Origin of the sequence: Pseudomonas sp. R38(2017), assembly GCF_002112395.1 — a bacterium.
GTDB lineage: Bacteria > Pseudomonadota > Gammaproteobacteria > Pseudomonadales > Pseudomonadaceae > Aquipseudomonas.
Genome location: NZ_NEHN01000011.1, coordinates 60,199 through 80,624, shown reverse-complemented (window position 1 = coordinate 80,624; position 20,426 = coordinate 60,199). Strand labels below are relative to the sequence as shown.

20 protein-coding genes are annotated in these 20,426 nt (G+C 59.5%); 9 read left to right on the top strand and 11 right to left on the bottom strand.

Annotated features, from left to right (window positions below):
- The first annotated feature begins 250 nt into the window (after positions 1-250).
- Entirely contained in the window at positions 251-1,195 is a 945-nt protein-coding gene (locus CAF87_RS24795) for a glycosyl hydrolase family 5 (RefSeq protein WP_085733499.1), read from the top strand.
- Between the two features lie 192 nt (positions 1,196-1,387).
- Positions 1,388-2,314 carry a transaldolase gene (gene tal, locus CAF87_RS24790; protein WP_085733498.1) on the top strand — a complete coding sequence of 309 codons (927 nt, stop codon included), beginning with the start codon at positions 1,388-1,390 and terminating at the stop codon, positions 2,312-2,314.
- 72 nt (positions 2,315-2,386) lie between these two features.
- Here the strand turns inward: tal and rssC are convergent, their stop codons facing one another.
- The 3 genes from rssC to CAF87_RS24775 form a co-directional block, all read right to left on the bottom strand.
- On the bottom strand, positions 2,387-2,869 hold the full coding sequence (rssC, locus tag CAF87_RS24785; RefSeq protein WP_042560140.1) for an anti-sigma factor antagonist RssC: 483 nt from the start codon (positions 2,867-2,869) through the stop codon (positions 2,387-2,389).
- Complete coding sequence (gene rssB, locus CAF87_RS24780) at positions 2,869-4,050, bottom strand: two-component system response regulator RssB (RefSeq protein WP_085713163.1); 1,182 nt, start codon at positions 4,048-4,050, stop codon at positions 2,869-2,871. Before rssB ends, rssC begins: the two co-directional genes overlap by 1 nt.
- 322 nt (positions 4,051-4,372) lie before the next feature.
- Positions 4,373-5,062: a VacJ family lipoprotein gene (locus CAF87_RS24775; protein WP_085713162.1), complete on the bottom strand. Its 690-nt coding sequence runs from the start codon at positions 5,060-5,062 to the stop codon at positions 4,373-4,375.
- A gap of 186 nt (positions 5,063-5,248) precedes the next feature.
- Between CAF87_RS24775 and CAF87_RS24770 the strand changes: the two genes are divergently transcribed.
- Complete coding sequence (locus CAF87_RS24770) at positions 5,249-5,869, top strand: phosphatase (RefSeq protein WP_085733497.1); 621 nt, start codon at positions 5,249-5,251, stop codon at positions 5,867-5,869.
- A gap of 108 nt (positions 5,870-5,977) precedes the next feature.
- Complete coding sequence (locus CAF87_RS24765) at positions 5,978-6,241, top strand: DUF4404 family protein (RefSeq protein ID WP_085713160.1); 264 nt, start codon at positions 5,978-5,980, stop codon at positions 6,239-6,241.
- Between the two features lie 63 nt (positions 6,242-6,304).
- Here CAF87_RS24765 and queF read toward each other — a convergent pair whose 3' ends face one another.
- Both queF and CAF87_RS24755 read right to left on the bottom strand, forming a co-directional pair.
- Entirely contained in the window at positions 6,305-7,135 is an 831-nt protein-coding gene (queF, locus tag CAF87_RS24760; protein ID WP_085733496.1) for an NADPH-dependent 7-cyano-7-deazaguanine reductase QueF, read from the bottom strand.
- A 61-nt stretch (positions 7,136-7,196) separates the two neighbouring features.
- Complete coding sequence (locus CAF87_RS24755) at positions 7,197-7,730, bottom strand: plastocyanin/azurin family copper-binding protein (protein WP_085733495.1); 534 nt, start codon at positions 7,728-7,730, stop codon at positions 7,197-7,199.
- A 155-nt stretch (positions 7,731-7,885) separates the two neighbouring features.
- Between CAF87_RS24755 and CAF87_RS24750 the strand changes: the two genes are divergently transcribed.
- Positions 7,886-8,566 carry a heavy metal response regulator transcription factor gene (locus CAF87_RS24750; protein ID WP_085733494.1) on the top strand — a complete coding sequence of 227 codons (681 nt, stop codon included), beginning with the start codon at positions 7,886-7,888 and terminating at the stop codon, positions 8,564-8,566.
- A complete protein-coding gene (locus tag CAF87_RS24745; RefSeq protein ID WP_085733493.1) occupies positions 8,566-9,906 on the top strand; it encodes a heavy metal sensor histidine kinase in 1,341 nt (446 codons plus the stop codon). The genes CAF87_RS24750 and CAF87_RS24745 overlap by 1 nt, the downstream gene beginning before the upstream one ends.
- 30 nt (positions 9,907-9,936) lie before the next feature.
- Here CAF87_RS24745 and CAF87_RS24740 read toward each other — a convergent pair whose 3' ends face one another.
- The 3 genes from CAF87_RS24740 to CAF87_RS24730 form a co-directional block, all read right to left on the bottom strand.
- Positions 9,937-11,181, bottom strand: a complete 1,245-nt coding sequence (locus tag CAF87_RS24740; protein WP_085713155.1) for a lipoprotein-releasing ABC transporter permease subunit — start codon at positions 11,179-11,181, stop codon at positions 9,937-9,939.
- Positions 11,182-11,244: 63 nt separating this feature from the next.
- The gene (gene lolD, locus CAF87_RS24735) at positions 11,245-11,928 is read right to left on the bottom strand and encodes a lipoprotein-releasing ABC transporter ATP-binding protein LolD (RefSeq protein ID WP_167443782.1); all 684 of its coding nucleotides are present in this window, start codon (positions 11,926-11,928) and stop codon (positions 11,245-11,247) included.
- 7 nt (positions 11,929-11,935) lie between these two features.
- On the bottom strand, positions 11,936-13,186 hold the full coding sequence (locus tag CAF87_RS24730; protein WP_085733492.1) for a lipoprotein-releasing ABC transporter permease subunit: 1,251 nt from the start codon (positions 13,184-13,186) through the stop codon (positions 11,936-11,938).
- 94 nt (positions 13,187-13,280) lie between these two features.
- On the opposite strand from CAF87_RS24730, the gene CAF87_RS24725 reads away from it, so the two are divergent.
- Together CAF87_RS24725 and CAF87_RS24720 are read left to right on the top strand one after the other, a co-directional pair.
- Positions 13,281-13,862, top strand: a complete 582-nt coding sequence (locus tag CAF87_RS24725) for a PilZ domain-containing protein (protein WP_085713152.1) — start codon at positions 13,281-13,283, stop codon at positions 13,860-13,862.
- A 13-nt stretch (positions 13,863-13,875) separates the two neighbouring features.
- The gene (locus CAF87_RS24720; protein ID WP_085733491.1) at positions 13,876-14,598 is read left to right on the top strand and encodes a glycerophosphodiester phosphodiesterase; all 723 of its coding nucleotides are present in this window, start codon (positions 13,876-13,878) and stop codon (positions 14,596-14,598) included.
- Positions 14,599-14,640: 42 nt separating this feature from the next.
- Here CAF87_RS24720 and sthA read toward each other — a convergent pair whose 3' ends face one another.
- Both sthA and CAF87_RS24710 read right to left on the bottom strand, forming a co-directional pair.
- The gene (gene sthA / locus CAF87_RS24715; RefSeq protein WP_065260713.1) at positions 14,641-16,035 is read right to left on the bottom strand and encodes a Si-specific NAD(P)(+) transhydrogenase; all 1,395 of its coding nucleotides are present in this window, start codon (positions 16,033-16,035) and stop codon (positions 14,641-14,643) included.
- Between the two features lie 201 nt (positions 16,036-16,236).
- Positions 16,237-17,283: an FAD:protein FMN transferase gene (locus tag CAF87_RS24710; RefSeq protein WP_139831750.1), complete on the bottom strand. Its 1,047-nt coding sequence runs from the start codon at positions 17,281-17,283 to the stop codon at positions 16,237-16,239.
- A 75-nt stretch (positions 17,284-17,358) separates the two neighbouring features.
- Here CAF87_RS24710 and CAF87_RS24705 point away from each other — a divergent pair, with 75 nt between their 5' ends.
- Positions 17,359-18,651 (top strand): MFS transporter, encoded by a 1,293-nt coding sequence (locus CAF87_RS24705; protein WP_085733490.1) that lies wholly within the window; start codon positions 17,359-17,361, stop codon positions 18,649-18,651.
- Between the two features lie 64 nt (positions 18,652-18,715).
- On the opposite strand, the gene CAF87_RS24700 is transcribed toward CAF87_RS24705, so the two are convergent.
- A complete protein-coding gene (locus tag CAF87_RS24700) occupies positions 18,716-20,179 on the bottom strand; it encodes a glyceraldehyde-3-phosphate dehydrogenase (protein WP_085713147.1) in 1,464 nt (487 codons plus the stop codon).
- Positions 20,180-20,426: the final 247 nt, after the last annotated feature.

Genomic DNA, 20,426 nt, shown 5'->3' with positions numbered 1-20,426 from the left:
TAAACCCACCAGACTTTCCCGCACTCGGAAATAGATTCGCCTGTTAGTACCGGTGCATTAAGTACCACGGGGTCCAAAAGTCACCCAACCAGAATTACCGGACTAAAAATAACTGTGATTTTCGGAGCTTTTTAGACTCATGGTTTTCCGACAAAAAATAACATTCGCGCACTTTTCGGACTTTTCGGCATCGCATGAAAGTAACGAGATAAACATTGGCTAGATGTCATTTCTCATCAGGAGAGCAGACATGAAAGCAGCACATCTCAAACGTCTCGGCGCCCTTTCCCTTTTGTTGTTTGGCACAACGGCTCAGGTTGATGCCAGCGAGTTGTTCCCCGCACTGCCCCACCGAACGGTCGGCATCCAGGTCAAGGTTCAGAACTTTTCCGCTGCCGATGCCGCGCAGATCAAGGCAGCGGGTTTCAGCTTCGTGCGCCTGGGCGCGTGGAGCGACAGCCTGGGCGACAAGACCTATCAGAAACAGCTCGGCGATGCGTTTGCCGCCGCCGGATCCGCCGGCTTGCCAGTGCTGATGACGGTACGCGCCATCAAACCGCTGTCGGCAGACCCGGCCACCGCCGGCACGGCGTTTGCCAGCGCGGTCACCCGCCTTGAGCAGACCTACGGCTCTCAACTGGTCGCGATTGAAATCTGGAATGAACCGGATCTGAACACGTACTGGCCCACGGGCAATTTCAGCACCACGTTTGCGCCTTTCATGAGCGCGATGTGCAAGGCGCTGCAAGACAATCCCACCACCACTCCCGTGATCGGTTTCGGCTTCGCCCGGCCACCAAGCGCCGGTTCGGCCTCGACCGTAGCGCTGAACAGCATTCTCGGTACGTATCCCAAGTGTTTGAGCGCCATTTCCTACCACCCCTATGGCATGACGGCGACGCAGATCAGCAATGCGCAGACCTTCATCCAGCAGAACTTCCACCTGCCTGGCGTCATCAGTGAATGGGGGATTTCAGCACTTGCCTCCAACGGTGGTCCCGACGGACAGGCCACCAAGATCGCAGCGTTCATTGCCGATGTGAAACGACTGCAGATTCCGCTGACTTCGATCTACGAATGGAAAAACAGTGATTCGGGGAGCAATGACCGAGAGAAGAATTTCGGCTTGCAGACCTCGAACGGGCAACCGAAGCCCGCAGAAGCGGCCGTCAGAACGCAGCTGGAGTCCGAATAGGTCGCACATTCATCAGTCAGTTGCTTTGAACCTGTGCCGCGATTTGGCATCGTATCTATCGATACCGCGCCTCGCCCTTTCAAACAGCCGTTTTCAGGTTGTTGCCTGCGGGGCTATCGATACATCCACATGCCCTTGAGTGGCTGTCAGCGCTCGGGTAATGTCGTCAGACCCATAGGACAGAGCACACTCATGACTTCCAAGCTGGAACAACTCAAACAGTTCACCACCGTGGTTGCCGACACCGGCGACTTCGAAGCGATTTCCCGGGTCAAGCCGGTCGACGCCACCACCAACCCTTCCCTGCTGCTCAAGGCGGCGGCCATTCCGACCTATGCCGAGCTGCTGAACGCCGCCGTTCGCGACTGCAAGGGCGATGTCGGCCTGGCCAGTGACCGCTTTGGCGTCGCGGTGGGTCAGGAAATCCTCAAAGTGATTCCGGGCCGCATTTCCACCGAAGTGGATGCGCGCCTGTCGTTCGACAAGGACGCGATGCTCAAGCGTGCGCATCGCCTGATCGAGCTGTACGACAAGGCCGGCGTCGGCCGCGACCGCGTACTGATCAAGATCGCTTCGACCTGGGAAGGCATCCGGGCCGCCGAAGTACTGGAGAAGGAAGGCATCCAGACCAACCTGACCCTGCTGTTCTCCTTCGCTCAGGCCGCTGCTTGCGCCGATGCCGGCGTGTTCCTGATTTCGCCGTTCGTGGGTCGCATCTACGACTGGTACAAGAAGGCCAACGGCAACGACTACACCGGCGCCGATGATCCGGGCGTACAGTCCGTGACGCGCATCTACAACTACTACAAGGCCAATGACTACAAGACCGTGGTCATGGGCGCGAGCTTCCGCAACCTCAACCAGATCGAGCAACTGGCCGGCTGCGACCGCCTGACCATCAGCCCGGACCTGATCGACAAGCTGGCAGCAGACACCGGCAAACTGGAGCGCAAACTGGCCCCCGGTCACGCCGGCGAAGCACGTCTGAGCCTCAACGAATCGCAATTTCGCTGGTTGTCCAACGAAGATGCGATGGCCACCGAGAAACTGGCCGAAGGCATTCGTCAGTTTGCCCGCGACCAGGAAAAACTCGAGGCGCTGCTGCAAGCCAAGCTGTAACGGGCTGACGGCAAATGCAAAAAGGGCGAACCCTTACAGGTTCGCCCTTTTTTGTGCCTGATGGCTGGGGAATCAATGCCTTTCGAGGGCATTCACCAGATCATGGAAGGCTTCGCGGTTGGAGTCGTTCAGGCCCATGAGGATCTTGTGCGCTTCGAGCACCTTGATCCGCACGACTTCCTCAGACTGATCCTGATCCGGCAGGTCATCGAGGCATTCCGGGCAAGGCACGGGATGGTTGACGATATTGAACACCTGCTCGAAACCCATCGATTGCAGCAGACGGGTGATGTCGTCGTGGGTGGTGACCACGGTCGGCAGCAGGCCGACCTTTTGCCGCGACAGGATCGACAGCTTGGCCAGCAGACCCAGCGTGGTGCTGTCGATGCTCCGGGTTTCGGTCAGATCGATCACGATCGCGTTGAAATTCAGCGCGGTGAAGATCTTTTCAATAGTCGCATCCAACGCCGAACACAGGGTCAGGCGAACTTCACCGACGAACTTCAGGACGAAGGTGCCGTCCTGCTCGGCGAACTGGATTCTACCGGTACTCATTAAAGATTCCTGCTCAACACCAACAAGGCGATATCATCCGGCATCTCCCCTAGCGTGGCCAATCCAAAAACCTGCCGCAGGCCATCCAGGCTGCCGCCCGCCGACTTGACCCGTTGGGGCAAGGCAGCTTCTTTCTCTTTGAGTGTGGGTTCTGGCAAAAGATCCAGAATGCCATCAGACATCAGCGTCAGGCTGAATGTCGGTGGCAGCTCGAGCACGTGGTCTTCGTAGGTGGCTTCGTTGAAAAGCCCCACGGGCAGGCCGCGCCCTTCGAGGTAGCGAACACTGTCAGGCGTGTACAACACAGGCAACGGCAGATGGCCGCCGATGCTATAGGTCAACAAACCGGTCTCCTCGTCGATGACTCCACCGACCATTGTGACGTGTTTACCCAGCTTACAACTGATCAGCCCCCGGTTGATATGACCAAGGACTTCCGAAGGCTTGAATTCCGGCAAGGTGCCGTTGCGCTTGGACTCGAACAACAGGCGCGTGGTCATGAACTTCAGCAGTACGGTGACGAACGCCGAAGAGGCGCCATGGCCCGACACATCCGCCAGATAGAACGCGACCCGACGCTCGTCCACCCGGAAATAATCGACAAAATCACCCGACAGGTACAACGACGGGATGATCTGGTGGGCGAATTTGAACGCGTCGATGGTCCAGGGGCTTTCCGGCAGCATGTTCATCTGCACCTGGCGACCGGCGTTCTGGTCTTCCTGAAGCAGATTCAGGCTGGCTTCGAGCTCACGGTTGGCCTTTTCCAGCTTCTCGCGGTAGCGCTGGTTTTCCAGCAGCAGACGCGCACGATCCAGAGCCCGGCGCACGGAGTGCTCGAGCACGGCCAGATCTTCGAGAGGCTTGATCAGGTAATCCGCCGCGCCCAGGCGTAGGGCCTCGACCGCGTCGTTCATCACGCCGGCACCCGAAACCACGATCACAGGCGTCTGTGGTGACCGCTCGGTGACCTGACGAATGAGTTCGAGACCGCCCATCTGCGGCATGCGCAGATCGCAGATGACCAAGTCGGGCTTGTCTTGCTCGAATACCTGAAGACCCTGCTGGCCGTTACTGGCCTGCAAGACGCTGAAACCACTGTCTTCCAAATAGGCCGCGAGGCTCGCGCGCACTACTTCGTCATCATCGATTATCAGCAGCGTGGCACTGGTTTTTGGCATGTGGGCAAACGGCGCCAGAATTAGGTTGGCGTAGCAGGCGGGGCAAAGGCCCGGCGCAGACTACTGGATTCGCTTTCTAGCCTCTCTGCTGCACCGTTTCAGAGCGTTTGCCCTGTACACGGTTGCACCAGAGGTGCCCTTCTAAGGCGCAGACGGTACTCCCATCCTTCGAGCGTTTCAAGCATGCGCCGATGGTCGCTTGGAGACTTTGTTTGTCAAATCACTCGCAGTTATAAGAACGGCTTCAACCGTAACCCAATCATTGGATGCGCCCACAAAAAAGGCGACCTCGCGGTCGCCCCTTCATGTCGATCAATCGAGATCAAAAATCGTCTTCGACGTGGCCGTCCTTGACCTTGAACTCGCGGTTCTGCAGGTAGGCATTGCGGATGAAAGTGTACTTGTCGCCGCTGATCAGCTTCTCGCTGGACAGCAGGCTGGCGCGGGTGTCGACGATGTTCAGGCCGTAGATGGTGTTGCGCGCCGGGATGTCGTTCATGTAGCGGTACGGTGCGGTGTAGGTGTCTACGTACTTGGACGGCGCATCACGCAGGGTGCTCGGGCCGAGCAACGGCAGCATCACGTACGGACCGCTGCTGACGCCCCAGTAGCCGAGGGTCTGGCCGAAGTCTTCATCACTACGCTGCAGGCCCATCTTGGTGCCCACATCGAAGAAGCCCAGCAGGCCGAAGGTGGTGTTGAAGATCAAGCGCGCGGTGTCGACACCGGCGGCGGCCGGTTTGGCCTGCAGGATGTTGTTCGCCAGGTTGGTGATATCGCCGACGTTGCGGAACATGTTGTGGATGCCGTCTTCCAGGAATTGCGGCGTTACATATTCATAGCCCTGCGCCAGAGGTTTCAGCGCGTAAGTGTCGACGAAGTCGTTGAACTGGAAGATCGGACGGTTGACGCTTTCCCAAGGGTCTTCTTCCGTTGCCGCCTGGGCAACGAACGGAACCAGCATCACGCTGGCGCATACACAAAGCTGAGCGAGAGGGTTGCTCCAGCGCATAGAAAAACTCCTTGGATTGTACATACGCGGCATGCGGGCCACGGTCATAAGAGGTGCAGTATAAGACGGAAACAAGGTTTTAGGCATTTCCGGCGTGAACACCTCTGTAGGACGCATCGTCACGCACTTGTCATCCAACTGTCACCGGCAATGCTTAGCCTGACTTCTATTTCAGGGATGTTTTCCATGCCTCAAGCCGAAGCCTTGCCCCTGTCCGCCCCCAACCTGACGGCCGTGCTGTTCGGGCTCAGCGGTTGCCTGGTGGACTTCGGCGCCCGTGCCCGCGATCACGCCAGCCCCGGCACAGAGCACGCCGACGCCACGCCAGGCGCGCTCGACAGCCTGCGCAGCCTGCAGCGCCAACTGATCCCCTGCGCCTGGCTCGATGACTTGCCCCCTGCCCTCTCCCAAGTACTTGCATCCGGGTTGCCTGACTGGATCAAACCTTCGCAACATTCGGCAACACACAATCCATGGCCGGCACCGAATGCCTGCTGGCAAGCCCTGATGACGTTGAATGTCGATCGCCTGGACGGCTGCGTGTTGGTCAGTGGCGAACCGCGTTTACTGCAATCGGGCCTGAATGCCGGGCTGTGGACCATTGGCCTGGCGTCCTGCGGCTCACTCTGCGGCCTGACCCCGAGCGAATGGCAAGACCTCAGTCAGAAAGAACGCGAACAACTGCGCGGCAAGGCCACGGTGCAACTATTCGGCCTGGGCGTGCACTCGGTGATCGATCATCTGGGCGAACTCGACACCTGCCTGGCGGACATCAGTCTGCGCCGCCTCAAAGGCGAAAAGCCCTGACCGGGATCATGCAGGTTCATCGAGAGTGGATTAGTCTTAAGGAGAGCCATAGACCTTTGGCGCACGGCTGCGGTCTATGCCAGTGCCTCTCGATAAAAGGAAAACACCATGCCCGCCCGCGAACTGCAAGAACAGCTCAACACCCTGCGCGAGCAACTGGATCAGAATCCGCCGCTGTCGGAAGCCGAGCGCGCAGACCTGCACGCACTGATGCAACAGATCGAACTGGAACTTGAACTGGAAACCAAAACCCAGGATTCCAATCTCGCCGATGGCGTGAACCTGGCCGTCGAACGCTTCGAACTCGAACACCCCACCATCGCCGGCACCCTGCGCAACATCGTGAATTCCCTGGTCAGCATGGGAATCTGAAGCTCGCGAATACAAAAAAGCCCTGCCAGTGATGGCAGGGCTTTTTCATGTGCGCGTTGCGGGTTACTGACGAACCAGGCGATGGTTCGGCAACTGCACACTTTCCGTGCTGCGGTACGGGTTGATATCCAGCCCGCCCCGGCGCACGTAACGTGCGAACACCGTCAGTTTTTCCGGTTTCAGCAAACGCTGCAGGTCGAGGAAAATCCGCTCAACGCATTGCTCATGGAAGTCCGAGTGCTGGCGGAAGCTGACGATGTATTCCAACAGACTGGCGTGATCCAGCGCCGCGCCCCGATATTCCACCACCACACTGCCCCAGTCCGGCTGGCTGGTCACCGGGCAGTTGGATTTGAGCAGATGGCTGTGCACGCTCTCCTCCACCACGCGCGAATCGTCGCAGCGCAGCAGTTCGGGACGCGGATGTTCGTAGTTGCTGACGCTGATATCCAGGTCATCAATGCACACACCCGGCAGCGCGACCACGCCTTCGGCTTCGACCTCTTTCAGGCTGCGGACCCGCACACCCACCGGCTTGCCGGCAGCGGCGGACAAGTCCTTGACCAGCGTTGCCTCCAGGCTCTCTGTATCAGCGAACGGGGTCTGGTTCAACGAGTTCAGGTACAGCTTGAAGGACTTGGATTCGATGATGTTCGGCGAGTCCGCCGGAATGCTGAATTCGCCGATCGCCACCACCGGTTTTCCCGACTGCAGCAACCACGACAGTTCGAAGCAGTTCCAGAAATCCACACCTTTATAGGGCAGGGTCTCGGCGGTCAGGCCCAGCTCGGCCCACTTCGCGGTGCGCGGGATCGGAAAGAGCAAGGACGGTGTGTAAGTGGCGATGTATTCGCTGGACTTGCCCAGCGGCGAATGTTCGGCTGCGGGATGCATGGCGGAAACCTGACTGAAGAATCAGCGGATTCTATCAGCCTTTGCTCCCGCCTTTGAGTGCTTACTGACTGACAGTCAGTTTGCCGACCATTCCGGCCTGGTAGTGCCCGGGAATATTGCAGGCAAACTCCAGGCTGGTCGCCTTGTTGAAGGTCCAGGTCAACTCGGCGGTCTTGCCGGGCTCGACCAGCACGCTGTTAGGGTCGTCGTGCTTCATGACGTGCCCCATCGAACCATGATCCATGCCCGCCATATCGTGGGACATTTCCTTCATGCCGGTCGGCGTCAGCATGCCGCTTTGCTGCATCTGCAACATTTCCTGCTGATGTTTGGCATGCATCGCTGCATCGCCGAGGTTGAATTCGTGCAGCAACTGGCCTTTATTCACCAAAACAAAACGAATGGTCTCACCGGCCTTGATGTCGATGGCCTTCGGATCGAACGACATGTCGCCCATCACCACTTTAATGCTACGACTGGCCTTGGCGGCCGGCGCCGACTGGCCGAAGTCATACGTGTGCGCAGGGTCGGCCCAGACGGATGAACTCAGCGCCAGCAAACAGGCGGCGACGGCCAGAGGGTTGCGCAAAAACATAGTCATACTCCAACAAGAAAAGGTTCAGCCTGTGGGAAACTTTAGTCCGCCCGCGCTGGCAGCTACCTGACAGGCAGATTACAACTTTGTCAGCTTGGCGCTTGTGACAACGTCCCACGGTATAAAGCTTTCGATCCTACAACCCCGAGTTGCCCATGAAACTGCTGATCGTCGAAGACCAACCGAAAACCGGCCACTACCTGCGCCAGGGACTGACCGAGGCCGGTTTCAACACTGAACTGGTGGCCGACGGCAACACCGGGCAACAACTGGCGTTGAGCGGTGACTACGCCCTGCTGATCCTCGACGTGATGCTGCCCGGGCGCAATGGCTGGCAGATTCTGCAAGCGGTACGCAGTGCCGGGCTGGAAACGCCGATCCTGTTTCTGACGGCCAAGGACACCGTGGAAGACCGGGTTCACGGCCTGGAACTCGGTGCCGACGATTATCTGGTCAAACCCTTCGCCTTCTCCGAACTGTTGGCCCGGGTGCGCAGCCTATTAAGACGTGGCAGCGCCACACCGCAGGAAACCTGCCTGCAACTGGCCGATCTGCGCCTGGACCTGATTCGCCGCCGGGTCGAACGCGGTGGTCAACGCATCGATCTGACGGCGAAAGAGTTTGCCCTGCTGGAAATGCTCCTGCGACGCCAAGGCGAAGTGCTGCCCAAATCCCTGATCGCCTCCCAGGTCTGGGACATGAACTTCGACAGCGACACCAACGTGATCGAAGTGGCGATTCGCCGTCTGCGCCTGAAGATCGATGATGACTTTCCCGACAAACTGATCCACACCGTGCGCGGCATGGGGTACGTGCTTGAAGAGCGTGCTGTCTGATGCGCCGCCTGTCACTCGGCAGTCGGCTGGCGTTGCTGTTCGCCGCGTGCACCGCGACGGTTTCGCTGGTGGCGGGCGTGGTCTTCAATCGGGCCAGCGAGGCGCACTTCATTGAACTCGACCGGCAAATGCTCGAAAGCAAGCTGATCAATGTGCGTCAGACGTTGCTGAGTGGCAGCGACGCCGCACATATCACCGATGAGTTGAGCCAACAGGGCGATGTCACCCTGCGCATCAGCGGCCCCGAGGGGCAGCGCTGGTTCGGCCGTTCCCTGCAAATGCCGGCGAACCTGCCACAGCAGCACGGCCTGGCCACCGTCAACGATAGCGGCACGGATTACCGTCTGCTCAATGCTCCGCTTTACCCGGAACAACCCGACTCGCCACAGTTGACCCTGCTGCTGGACATCACCCACCACCAGCACTTCCTGCAACGCATGCAGCATCTGATCTGGCTGACCGTCGGTCTTTCGGCGCTGGCGACCGCGCTGCTCGGCGCCTGGGCAGCCCGTAGCGGTCTTCGTCCATTACGTCGAATGAGCGCAGTCGCTCGTGGGATTTCGGCCCAATCGCTGAATGCACGACTCCCGGAAGCGCAAATGCCTGCAGAACTCACGGAACTGGCCCACAGCTTCAACGCCATGCTCGGACGTCTCGATGATTCTTTTCAGCGACTTTCGGCGTTCTCCGCCGACATCGCCCATGAACTGCGCACCCCGCTGTCGAACCTGCTGACCCACACACAGGTCACCCTCACCCGCCCTCGTCCACTCGAAGATTATCGCGAGGCCCTGCACAGCAACCTCGAAGAGCTGCAATGGATGGCGCAACTGGTCAACGACATGCTTTATCTGGCCAAGGCTGACCACGGATTGCTGGTGCCCAAGCGTGAACCCCTGGAGCTGGCGGAAGAAACCGATGCGTTGCTGGAGTTTTTTGCGCCGCTGGCCGAAGACGCTCAGGTAAGCCTGAGCCGTGAAGGTAAGGGTCGGTTTGAAGGTGACCGCGCGATGCTGCGCCGGGCGCTGTCGAATCTGCTGGATAACGCATTGCGCTTCACGCCGTCAGCAGGCGATGTGCGCGTGCGCATCGCTGAACAGGCGAAATCCTTGAGAGTGACCGTGGAGAACAGTGGCGAGGGGATTTCTTCGGAGTTGTTGCCGCGTTTGTTCGACCGCTTTTACCGGGCTGATCCGGCGCGCCAGGAAGGCAGCAGCGAACACGCCGGATTGGGACTGGCGATCACTCAGTCGATCATCCGGGCCCATCGCGGGCAGATTCATTGCGAATCCGCTCAGGGCTGGACGCGGTTTGTGATTGAGTTGCCGCAAAACGATTGAGGCCGGCAATGCCGGCCTCAATGGGGGAGCTTACGAGTAACGCAACGCGTGCGCCGGCTCGATCTTCGCCGCCCGCCACGCCGGGTAGACGGTGGCCAGGAAGCTGAGAATGAAGCCCGCCGAGCAGATCAGTAGCACGTCGCCGCCCTGCAATTCCGAGGGCAGGTTGCTGACGAAATACACGTCGGAACTGAAGATGTGCTGCCCGGTCACTCGCTCGACCCAGCCCACCATCTCACTGACATTCAGCGCGGCAATCACGCCCAACACGCCACCAATGATGGTGCCGACGATGCCGATCACCGTGCCCTGCACCATGAAGATCGCCATGATCTGCCGTGGCGTGGCGCCGATGGTGCGCAGGATCGCAATGTCCGCGCCCTTGTCGTTCACCACCATGATCAAAGTCGCGATGATGTTGAACGCCGCCACCGCGACGATCATCAACAGCAACAGACCGATCATGGTCTTTTCCATTTTCATTGCGCTGAACAGGCTACCCTGGGTGTGGGTCCAGTCGTCAGCCTTGAAATCAGTGCCAAGGCCGGTGGCGATGTCGGACGAAACCTTCGGCGCGGCATACAAGTCCTTCACCGCCAGACGCACGCTCTGCACCTGATTCGGCTCCCAGTGCTGCATGGTCGCTGCATCGGCCACATGGATCAGCCCCATGGAACCGTCCAGCTCGGCGCCGACCTTGAAGATGCCGACCACATTCAGACGCTGCATACGCGGGGTGATGCCGCCGGGTGCAGTGCTGACTTCCGGCACAATCAGGGTGATCTTGTCGCCGACGTTCAGGCGGAAACGCCGGGCCGTGATTTCACCCAGCACCACACCGAATTCGCCCGGCTTCAAGGCATCGAGACGGCCCTGAACGATATGCTGGGCCACGATCGATACCTTGCCTTCCTGGGCCGGGTCGACGCCACTGATCTGGATCGGCTGCATCATGCCCTTGTAGGACAGCATACCTTCCATCTCGGTGAACGGCACGGCGGCCGTGACTTCAGGATTCTTCAGGGCAGCAGCAGCCACCGGCTGCCAGTCGTCAATCGGCTTGACGCCGACGATGGTCGCGTGAGGCACCATGCCGAGAATGCGCGAGCTCATTTCACGCTGGAAGCCGTTCATCACCGACAGCACTACGATCATCGCCAGCACGCCGAGGGCGAGACCGATCATCGAGGTCATCGAAATGAATGAAACAAAGCGATTGCGGCGCTTGGCGCGGGTATAGCGCGTGCCGATAAAGATCGATAACGGTCTGAACATTCGCTGGGGCACCGTATAAAAATAAAAGACCCGACGCCTTTTCAGGCATCGGGTTTCAAGCCGTCAGATGGGGGTCAGGCAACCTTCCTGCAACTGCAGGACGCGGTCCATCTGGCGAGCCAGGTTCATGTCGTGAGTCACCACCAGGAACGCCGTGCGCATCGAAGTGCTGAGCTCCAGCATCAGGTCCTGAATGCCTTCGGCGGTGTGGGAGTCGAGGTTGCCGGTCGGCTCGTCGAGCATCACCAGGCCCGGGTTGTTCACCAGCGCACGGGCAATGGCCACGCGCTGTCGTTCGCCACCGGACAACTCGGCCGGTTTGTGTTCCAGGCGATGGCCCAGACCCACTCGTTCCAGCAACGCCGTGGCCCGCTGACGCGCTTCCGGGATCGCAGTCTTGCCGATCAGCAGCGGCATGCAGACGTTTTCCAGCGCGGTGAACTCCGGCAGCAGGTGGTGGAACTGGTACACGAAGCCGAGGGCACGGTTACGCAGCAGGCCACGCTTCTTCTCGCTCAGCGCCGAGAGCTCTTCACCGTCGAGCCAGACACTGCCCTTGGTCGGCGTATCGAGACCGCCAAGAAGGTTGAGCAAGGTACTTTTGCCCGAACCGGACTTGCCGACGATCGCCACTCGCTCGCCCGGGTGCAACTCCAGTTGCAGGTTGGCCAGTACTTCCACCGACTCCGGGCCTTCCTCGTAGGACTTGCCCAGGTTGCGGCAGCTCAGGATTGCTTTTTCACTCATGCCCGACTCACTCATAACGTAGCGCCTCCGCCGGCTGGGTGCGCGCGGCACGCCAGGCTGGATACAGGGTGGCGAGGAAACTCAGGACCAATGCAGCAGCGCAGACCATGATCACGTCCTGGCTCTGCACCTGCGATGGCAGGTAATCGATGAAATACACGTCGGCGTTGAGGAACTTGTGCCCGATCAAGCCTTCGAGTGCCGAAATCGCGGCGCTGACGTTGAGCGCCGCCAGGATTCCGACCACGGCGCCGATGGCCGTACCGACCACGCCGATCACCGTGCCCTGCACCATGAACGTGCGCATGATCGTGCCCGGCGTGGCGCCCAGCGTGCGCAGGATGGCGATGTCGCCTTTCTTGTCGTTCACCACCATCACCAGCGTTGAAATGATATTGAACGCGGCAACCGCGACAATCAGCAGCAACAGCAGGCCGATCATGGCTTTTTCCATGCGGATCGCCTGATACAGGTTGCCGTGGGTTCGGGTCCAGTCGCGAGCGTAGTAATGGTCTTCGCCGAGGCGCTGGGCGATGTTCCACGCCTCGCGCGGTGCCTGGAACAGATCGTCGAATTTCAGGCGCAGGCCCTGCACCTGATCCGGCTTCCAGCGGTGCATCTTCGCCAGATCCTGCAGGTTGGTGACGCCCAGGTAACCGTCCAGCTCGCCGGCGCCGACATGGAAGATGCCGACCACGGTGAAGCGTTTCATGCGCGGGAACATCCCGGCCGGGGTCACGCTGACCTCCGGCGCGACGAAGGTGATCTTGTCACCGAGGCCCACGCCGAGCTTGGTCGCGGCCTTGTCGCCGATCACGATGCCGAAACTGCCGGGCGTCAAATCGTCGAGTTTGCCCTGCTTCATGAAGTTGTCGATGATCGAGACGTTGCGCTCCAGCGCCGGATCGATGGCATTGAGCAACACCTTGGACACCTGGCCGTTGTTGGTCAGCAGGCCCTGCATCTGGGTGAACGGCGCGACGGCCGCCACCTGCGGGTTCTGCTTGACCTTGGCGGCCAGGCTCGGCCAGTCGCTGATGGCTTCACCGGATTCGATGGTCGCGTGGGGCACCATGCCCAGCACGCGGGTGCGCATCTCATGATCGAAGCCGTTCATCACTGACAACACCACGATCATCACGACCACGCCAAGGGCGAGCCCGATCATCGAAGTCAGGGAAATAAACGACACAAAATGATTGCGACGCTTTGCACGGGTGTAACGCGTGCCGATAAATACGAAGAGAGGTCTGAACATGTCGGGGCTTGTTCGGAGGGAAAAGGAACGTCCTTGTGGCGGGGGTCGATAACCAGCTTTACACTCAGACCACCGCCGCTACCATGGGTTCGCCATGTCGACATTAGATGAAGAAGATCGCCGCGAATACTACCGTATCGAGGATTCGATCGCACTGGAAATTCGGCCCCTGTCCGCTGCTGAAGCCGCAGGCCAGGAAGTGTTGCAGGATGCTTCCCCGTTATTCAACGTGCTCAGTGAACTGCACCTGAGCGAATTCGAATCACAACACCTGTTGCGACAGATCAACGAACGCGACCGTGCCATCGCGGCATTCCTGAAATCCCAGAACAAGCGCATCGACCTGCTCAGTCAGGTCATCGCCCTGACCGCACTGGGGCAGATCGGCGAGCCGCAACCGGTGATCATTTCCGAGGGCGGTGTCGACTTCCAGAACCCGACCCCGATAGCCGCCGGCTCACGCCTGTCGGTAAAAATGGTGTTGATGCCACAGGCCCACGGCCTGCTGCTGCGCGCCCGGGTCACCCATTGCGACCGCAAGGGTGACGGTTACGACATCGGCACCGAGTTCGAACACTTGACCGACGCCCAGCGCCAGTTGCTCGCCCGCTATATTTTGCAAAAGCAGGCACAGGAAAGACGTCTGGCCCGCGAACAGAACGAATCAGGCATTTAATTAAGGAAGAACCGTGACCCTTATCTACGGCCACCGCGGCGCCAAGGGCGAAGCACCGGAAAACACCCTGACCAGTTTTCAGGAATGTCTCAAGCACGGCGTACGCCGTTGCGAACTGGACCTGCACCTGTCCAAGGACTGCGAGTTGATGGTCATCCACGACCCGACCCTCAAGCGCACTACCGAGCGCCGTGGCAAGGTGGTCGAGCACTCCGCCGCCGATCTGGTGACCTACGACGCCCGCAAGGGTGGCCCAGGCTGGATCAAGCCGTGCCCGATTCCGACGCTGGAAGAACTGTTCGAGAAATGTGATTTCGATCACTGGCAGCTCGAAGTCAAAAGCGCCTCGCGCACCCGCGCCGCCACCACCGTTCTGGCCATTCGTGAAATGGCGGTCAGGCACGGGCTGCTCGACAAGGTGACGATCACTTCGAGTTCGCGGGAAGTATTGAAAGCGGCGCTGGATCTGGTACCGGACGTGTCACGGGGCCTGGTGGCCGAGTATGCCTGGCTCGATCCGCTGAAGGTCGCCGCAAGCTACGGCTGTGAAATTCTGGCCTTGAACTGGACGCTGTGTACGCCGGAACGCCTGCAGAAGGCGCAGCGTCAGGGGCTGCATGTGTCGGTGTGGACCGTCAACGAGCCTGCGCTGATGCGCAGACTCGCCGACTTCGGCGTTGACAGCCTGATTACAGACTTTCCCGGTTTGGCCACTGCCACCCTTGGGAATAGCTGAAATCGGTCTCCCCGGCCGGCTCAGGCCACCGGCCGGAGCCCGTCAAAAAAGCCGATTGAGGCCATCGTACGCCGCTACCCGATAGGCTTCGGCCATGGTCGGGTAGTTGAACGTGGTGTTGACGAAGTACTTCAAGGTATTGAGCTCGCCCGGCTGGTTCATGATCGCCTGACCGATGTGCACGATCTCCGACGCCTGATAACCGAAGCAGTGAACGCCCAGCACCTGCAGGGTTTCACGGTGGAACAGGATCTTCAGCATGCCTTGCGGCTCGCCGGCGATCTGCGCCCGCGCCATGCTCTTGAAGAACGCCTTGCCCACTTCGTACGGCACCTTGGCCTGGGTCAGTTCCTGCTCGTTCTTGCCGATCGAGCTGATCTCCGGAATGGTGTAGATGCCGGTCGGCACGTCATTCACGAAACGCCAGCTGCCATTGTCGACGATGCTGCCGGCTGCCGAACGACCCTGGTCGTGGGCGGCGCTGGCCAGGCTTGGCCAGCCGATCACATCACCGGCGCCATAGATGTTCTGCACGCAGGTGCGGTAATTCTCGTCGACTTCGATCTGGCCACGGCTGTTGACTTTGACACCGATGTTTTCCAGCCCCAACTGATCGGTGTTGCCGGTACGGCCGTTGCACCAGAGCAAGGCGTCGGCCTTGATCTTCTTGCCGGACTTCAGATGCAGGATCACACCGTTGTCCACGCCTTCAACGCGGTCATACTCTTCGTTATGACGCACGGTGATGTTGTTGTTGCTGAAGTGATAGCTCAACGCCTGGGAGATTTCCGAGTCGAGGAAGCTCAGCAATTGCCCGCGGTTGTCCACCAGTTCGACCAGCACGCCCAGACCACTGAAGATCGAAGCATATTCGCAACCGATCACGCCGGCGCCGTAAACGATCAGTTTGCGCGGGGTGTGGCCGAGGCTGAGGATGGTGTCGCTATCGTAGATGCGCGGGTGGTGGAAATCGATGTCCGCCGGGCGATAAGGACGCGAACCGGTGGCGATGATGATGTGCTTGGCCACCAGCTTCTCGACCACGCCGTTGGCGCAGACCACTTCGATGGTCTGCTCGTCGGCGAAGCTGCCGGTGCCGAAGAACACGTCGACGCGGTTACGGGCGTAGTAGCCGGTACGCGAAGCGACTTGTTTGGAGATGACTTTCTCGGCGCTTTTCAACACGTCCGGGAAGGAGAACCAGCGCGGCTCACCGATCGCACGGAACATCGGGTTGGTGTTGAACTGCATGATCTGCCGCACCGAATGACGCAGGGCCTTGGACGGGATGGTGCCCAGGTGGGTGCAGTTACCGCCGACCTGGCGACGGCTGTCGACCATCGCCACCTTGCGCCCTGCTTTGGCGGCGTTCATTGCCGCGCCTTCTCCCGCCGGGCCGGAACCCAGCACCACCACGTCGTAGTTGTAGACAGCCATGCGTACTCCTCAGAACAGGCCGCGGTGCCAGCAGCACCGGCGGCTAAATCACGCCGAACAACGGCGCGAAGGAACAATTGGGGGCCAGTTGAAAACCCGGACATAGTCTATAGAAGCGTCAACGCCGCGCACATTAACCCTTGGTCGCGTCGTAGGCTACTTTTGCCTGCACTACAACACCAGCTTTCGCATTGCCCCGGGTCAATTTTTTGCGCCACTGAGGCGTTCGAACGCCGGACTGGTGCGGGTGACGAAACCTGTATCGGCACGAATCACAAAGAATGCACCAATGTCGTGTTTTTCGGCATAGTCCCAGGCCTTTTCCGGACCGAGAATCAGCAACAGTGTCGATAGTCCATCGGCCATCAAGGCTGAAGGATGTATCACCGTGACTGACGCCAGGTCATGTAGGACGGGCGACCCGGTGCGGGCATCGAAGGTGTGGGAATAGCGCCGGCCATCCTGCTGAAAATAGTTGCGGTAGTCACCGGACGTGGAAAGGCCATAACCATCGACGTTAATGACGCGCTCCGCCACCTGCTGATCGTCACGGGGCTCTTCCAGCGCGATGCGCCATGGCGAGCCATCGAGTTTCTTGCCGGACGCCTTGAGCTCGCCCGTCGCTTCGGCGAGGTAATCATGAATGCCCATGGCGTCGAGCCGCGCGGCAATGGTGTCGACCGCGTAACCGGCAGCGATGCTGTTGAAATCGACTTCGACCGCCGCGTCCTTGCATAACTGGTCGCCATCGACACGTAAATGCCGGTAGCCCACCCGTTTCTCCACCTCGGCCAGCGCATCGGCGCTCGGTACTTTTTCTTCACGCCCCTGGGGACCGAAACCCCAGAGATTGAGCAGCGGCTCTACGGTCAGGTCGTAGGAACCTTCGCTTTGTTGTGACAGCTGCTCGCCAACCCGCACCAGTTCGAGGATCGGTGCGGACATGGTCTGACAGCGATCGGCGGGTAATGCGTTGAAACGCGAAATATCGGAGTCGGCGCGGTAGGTGGACATTTGTTGATCCACGTCGGCGAGAATCTTCTCCACTTCGATGCGGACATCCTGCGGTGCAGGCAGATTGGCCCGGCGTACGTACTTGATCGAATAAGTGCTGCCCATGGTCGGGCCGCCGAAGCTCTCCAAGGAGTCGCCGTTGCCGCATCCGGACAAAATGCCGAGCAGACCCACGAAAACCACAAACCGTCCAGTTAACAATTCTTCATCTCCGAGCAAAACCGCGCCGGCCATTATGGCCACAGAGCCCGCTCGCTCCCAAACGGCTGCACCGCTTTCATACAAAATCAAAAAAGTGAGTACCTGAACATGTCCTCCTCCACGGGCAAAGGCAAAGCGATTTTTCGCGTTGTCAGCGGCAACTTTCTCGAGATGTTCGACTTCATGGTCTACGGCTTCTACGCCACGGCCATCGCCAAGACCTTCTTCCCTACCGATAGCGCTTTCGCCTCCCTGATGCTTTCGCTCGCCACCTTCGGCGCAGGCTTTTTGATGCGTCCTTTGGGCGCGATCTTCCTTGGAGCCTACATTGACCGACACGGGCGACGTCAGGGCCTGATCATTACCCTCGCACTGATGGCGGCCGGTACCGTGCTGATTGCCTGCGTGCCGGGCTATGCCACGCTCGGTGTCGCCGCGCCGCTGATCGTACTGTTCGGCCGGTTGCTGCAAGGCTTCTCGGCCGGCGTGGAACTGGGCGGCGTGTCGGTGTATCTGGCGGAAATCGCCACACCAGGGCGCAAGGGCTTCTTTGTCAGCTGGCAGTCCGCCAGCCAGCAAGCAGCTGTGGTGTTCGCCGGACTGTTGGGCGTTGGCCTCAACCACTGGCTGAGCCCGGACCAGATGGGCGAATGGGGCTGGCGCGTGCCGTTCCTGATCGGCTGCATGATCGTTCCGGTGATCTTCGTCATTCGTCGCTCGCTGGAGGAAACCCCGGAGTTCCAGGCGCGTAAACATCGCCCTACCTTGCAGGAAATCGTCCGCTCGATCGGTCAGAACTTCGGCATTGTCCTTGCCGGCATGGCACTGGTGGTGATGACCACCGTGTCGTTCTACCTGATCACCGCCTACACCCCGACCTTCGGCAAGGCGGAACTGCACCTGTCGGACTTCGATGCATTGCTGGTAACGGTGTGCATCGGCCTGTCGAACTTCTTCTGGCTGCCGGTAATGGGTGCACTTTCCGACAAGATCGGACGTAAACCCCTGCTGCTGGGGGCGACGATCCTGGCGATCCTGACCGCCTATCCGGCGCTTTCGTGGCTGGTGGCAAACCCGAGCTTCAGCCATCTGCTGATCGTCGAGTTGTGGCTGTCGTTCCTGTACGGTTCGTACAACGGCGCGATGGTGGTGGCGCTGACCGAAATCATGCCGGTGGAAGTGCGTACAACCGGTTTCTCGCTGGCCTACAGCCTGGCCACAGCGACCTTCGGTGGCTTCACGCCAGCTGCCTGCACTTACCTGATCCATGTGCTGGACAACAAGGCGGCACCGGGGATCTGGCTCAGTGGCGCAGCCGTATTGGGCCTGGTCGCAACCCTGGTGCTGTTCCGGGGCAACAAGCACGAACTGCGCACGGCACAAGCAGCCATCCCCCGCTGACACAAATCGCGCACAAACAAAAACGCCCCGACAATGTCGGGGCGTTTTCATTTGCAGCTAAGGCTTAGCGCGGGAATGCTGGCGGGTTTACACCGGCCATGTCTTCCATCACGCGAACCACCTGGCAGCTGTAACCGAACTCGTTGTCATACCAGACGTACAGAACAACGCGGTTGTCCTGAGTGATGGTTGCCTCGGCATCCACGACACCAGCGTGACGCGAGCCCACGAAGTCAGTGGAAACCACTTCCTGCGAGCTGACGTAATCGATCTGCTTGTGCAGATCCGAGTGCATGGCCATCTGGCGCAGGTACTCGTTGATTTCTTCGCGAGTGGTGGCCTTTTCCAGGTTCAGGTTCAAAATGGCCATCGACACGTTCGGCGTAGGTACGCGAATCGCGTTGCCGGTCAGCTTGCCCTTGAGCACTGGCAGCGCCTTGGCAGCGGCAGTGGCGGCACCGGTCTCGGTGATAACCATGTTCAGCGGCGCGGCGCGGCCACGACGGCTGCCCTTGTGGAAGTTGTCGATCAGGTTCTGGTCGTTGGTGAACGAGTGAACGGTTTCGACATGGCCATTGACGATGCCGTACTGATCGTTGACGGCCTTGAGCACCGGTACGATGGCGTTGGTGGTGCAGGACGCCGCCGAGATGATCTTGTCGTCAGCGGTGATGTCGCCGTGGTTGATGCCGTGAACGATGTTCTTCAGCGCGCCCTTACCCGGTGCGGTGAGAATCACGCGGGCAGCGCCCGGGCAGGCCAGGTGCTGACCCAGACCGTCGGCATCACGCCATACACCGGTATTGTCTACGATCAGCGCGTTTTCGATGCCGTACTGGGTGTAGTCGACTTCGCTCGGGCTCTTGGCGTAGATCACCTGAATCAGGTTGCCGTTGGCGGTGATGGTGTTGTTTTCTTCGTCGATGGTGATAGTGCCATCGAACGGGCCGTGTACCGAGTCACGACGCAGCAGGCTGGCACGCTTGACCAGATCGTTCTCGGCGCCTTTGCGCACGACGATGGCACGCAGACGCAAGCCGTCGCCACCACCGGTTTTTTCGATCAGGATGCGCGCCAGCAGACGGCCGATACGACCGAAGCCGTACAGCACGACATCAGTGCCTTTACGCGCGGAGGCGTTTTGCTGACCCACAACATCGGCCAACTCTTCGCGAACGAATTGTTCGGCCGTGCGGCCATTGCCTTCAGCGCGGAATTTGAATGCCAACTTGCCCAGATCCACCGAAGCCGCGCCGAGCTTGAGCTCGCTCATGGCCTTCAGCAGAGGGAATGTTTCGTGGACGGAGAGTTCGCTATCGTCGGAAGAACGATGGCGAGCAAAGCGATGAGCTTTGAGAATCGCGATGACAGACTGGTTGATCAGGCTGCGGCCATAGATCGAGCTCACCACGTTGTTATTGCGGTAGAGCTGACCGATAAGCGGAATCATCGCTTCTGCGAGTGCTTCACGGTCGATCCATTCACCAAGACACTGGTCGGGCTTCTGAGTCACGGGAACCTTCCACATGTAGGGGCAGAAAAAAGGGGCTACATTATGCCGCCGAGAACCTCTCGTAGCAATGCGCGCTTGTCGCGCAAACGGTAACAAAATTCCGTCCAAAAAAATAACGCCCTCCGCAAGCCCAGTAAAACCGGGGCTTTCAGCGCAGTCAGTTTTTCGACGACTGTTAGACGATGTCTGTAACCCTCCGTAACACCACCCACTTTCGGCACTACATAATCGTCAAAAAAGTGCTGGTTTTTATGGTTACCAC